At 66.9% G+C, this 2,441-nt stretch carries 2 protein-coding genes and 1 pseudogene; all 3 read right to left on the bottom strand.

Annotated features, from left to right (window positions below; genetic code table 11):
- Positions 1-1,210: polyphosphate kinase (locus tag RT662_RS10130; protein ID WP_313670592.1), on the bottom strand; the 1,210-nt coding region annotated here is incomplete at its 3' end.
- A 50-nt stretch (positions 1,211-1,260) separates the two neighbouring features.
- On the bottom strand, positions 1,261-1,872 hold the full coding sequence (locus tag RT662_RS10125; protein WP_313670591.1) for an HdaA/DnaA family protein: 612 nt from the start codon (positions 1,870-1,872) through the stop codon (positions 1,261-1,263).
- Positions 1,869-2,441 (bottom strand): annotated as a pseudogene (locus RT662_RS10120) (heavy-metal-associated domain-containing protein); the annotation flags it as partial. The gene RT662_RS10125 and the pseudogene RT662_RS10120, both read right to left, overlap by 4 nt.

The following is a 2,441-nucleotide window of genomic DNA, read 5'->3' as shown; positions in this document are numbered from 1 at the left end:
TGCCGGCTTCGGCGGCCTCGATCAGCGCGCGCACGATGGGGCTGTTCTTGCCGGCGCGATACAGCGTCTGCTTGATGGCGATCACATCCGGATCGGCCGCGGCCTGGCGCAGGAAGGCCAGCACCACTTCAAAGCTTTCATAGGGGTGGTGGACCACCAGATCCTTGCTGCGGATGGCAGCAAAGCAATCGCCGCCATGTTCGCGGATGCGTTCCGGAAAGCGTGGTGTGTGCGGCTCGAACTTCAGATCGGGCCGGTCTTCCTCGACCAGCAGTGCCAGATCATTGATGCCCAGCACACCCGAAACCAGGATGGTGTCGCGATCATCCACGCCCAACTGGCTCTTCACCAGCATGAGCAGGCCGGGGGGGGCGTCTTCCTCCATGGTCAGGTGGATAACCTCGCCGCGGCGGCGACGCTTCAGCGCAGTCTGGTAGAAGCGCACCAGATCTTCGGCTTCTTCTTCCACTTCGATATCGGAATCACGGATCACCCGGAAGGCGCCGTCGCCGACCAGGTCATAGCCAGGGAACAATTGATCAAAGAACGCCCGGATGGTGTTTTCCAGGCTGATCCAGCGCACACTCCCGCCACTGCGCCCCGCACCCGGCAAGCGGATGAAGCGCGGCAGCATCGCCGGCAGCATCAGCAGCGCGCGCAGCAGCTCATCGTCGGACTGGCGGCGAAGTTCCAGGATCAGCGAAAACCCCTTGTTGGGGATGAACGGAAACGGGTGCGCCGGATCAATCGCCTGCGGGGTGAGCACCGGGAAAATCTGATCGAGGAAATGCGTCTGCAGCCAGTCCCGCTCCGCCTTGGTGAGCTTTCCCGCGGTGATGACGTGAAAATCGGTGCGCGCCAGTTCCTTGGTCAGCAGGCTCCACACCCGCTGCTGTTCTTCCATCAGGTGATCGGCCTGTTCGGCGATGGCGACCAGCTGTTGCGCCGGGGTCATGCCTTCGGCGCTCACCGTATCGATATTGGCCCGCACCTGGCCGCGCAGGCCGGCAACGCGCACCATGAAGAACTCATCGAGGTTGTTACCCGAAATGGACAGGAAGCGCAGCCGCTCCAGCAGCGGATGCGCCCGGTTCATGGCCTCAGCCAGCACACGCTCGTTGAACGACAGCCACGACAGTTCGCGGTTGAAATAGCGCTCGCTGGCCGGAATGGCGGGTGCGACAAGCGGGGTGGCGGTGGTGGTGGGCATCCCCACAGCCTTAGCCCGCAAAGGGCCTTCTGGGTAGGGGGACAGGCAACTCAGAACCCGAATTCGCCCTGCCCGTCGACCACTTCGCGGGCCAGCGGGATGGTGATGGCGCGGCGCCGGGCCAGCGCTGCGGCATCAAGCGCATCCACCGCTGCCTGCGCCGCGACCAGGCTGCGTTCGATGCGCACCACCAGCCAGTGGATCAGATCATCGCCCACCTTGATGCCGCGTTCAGCAAACAGCTTGGCCAGCACGGCGGCGAGCAGTTCATCGTCCGGCTCCCCCAGCTTCACCAGTGGCGTGGCCGCCAGCCGGCTGGCCAGATCGGGCAGGCCATGGCCCCATTCGCGCGGGGCCAGCGGGCTGGTGAGCAGCAACGGGTTTTCGCGGCTGGCGGCGTTCCAGGCGTGAAACAGGCTTTCGGGGTCCTCGGCCTCGGCATTCTCGATCACCGTGGCTTTTGTGTGGGCGGCGAACCAGCGCGCCAGATGGGTCTTGCCGCTGCCAGCCGGGCCGACAACCAGCGTCACCGGCACCGGCCACAGGCCGGGCGCTGCCAACCAGGCCGCCGCCGCACGATTGGCTTCGGTGATGGCCAGCCGATCCGGGCTGAGATCGACCGGCCAGGCCAGCGGCAGCGCCGGTTCGGGCGCCTGCGTCATGGGGCAGGATTGGCAGCAGCCGGCGGCGGTGCTGGCAGCCGGCGCAGCACCAGATCTTCCCCCTGCCGTTCCAGCCCCCAACCGCGCGCGGCCAGCGCCGTGCGCAAGGCCGCCTCCCCGCCCGGCATGGCAACTTCGATGCGGCTGGTGCCGCCCACCGCCACCTGGGCCATCAGCAGATCGCTGGCGATCCCGCGCAGCAGCTTTTCAGCAGCGGCCAGGCTGGTGTTGTCGGGCGTGATGGCCGCAATCAGCAGCGTAGCCGATTCCGGTGGCGGCGTGCCGATTTGCACATCGGCCGCGATGATCGCCCCCACATCAACCGCCAGATCGGGATCGGCGCGCAAGCGGCCATCGCGCAGCGCCTGGGCATAAAGCGCGTCGATACCCTTCACCCCTTCATCCAGCAGCCGCGCCAGCCCGGCCTCGCTGCCCACCCGCAGCGCCAGGCGGCCCAGTTCGGTGCCGGCCGCCCCGTGGCGGGCGATGAACAGCGCCCGGATCGGCCCGCCGGGATAAGCCCTCGTCAGCCGGGCTTCGGCCACCAGCACATCCACTGTGTCGAACCT

The organism is Sandarakinorhabdus sp. (genome assembly GCF_032115815.1).
Lineage (GTDB): Bacteria > Pseudomonadota > Alphaproteobacteria > Sphingomonadales > Sphingomonadaceae > Sandarakinorhabdus.
Note: the sequence above shows the minus strand (reverse complement) of the source record. Positions and strands in the feature narration are given on the sequence as shown.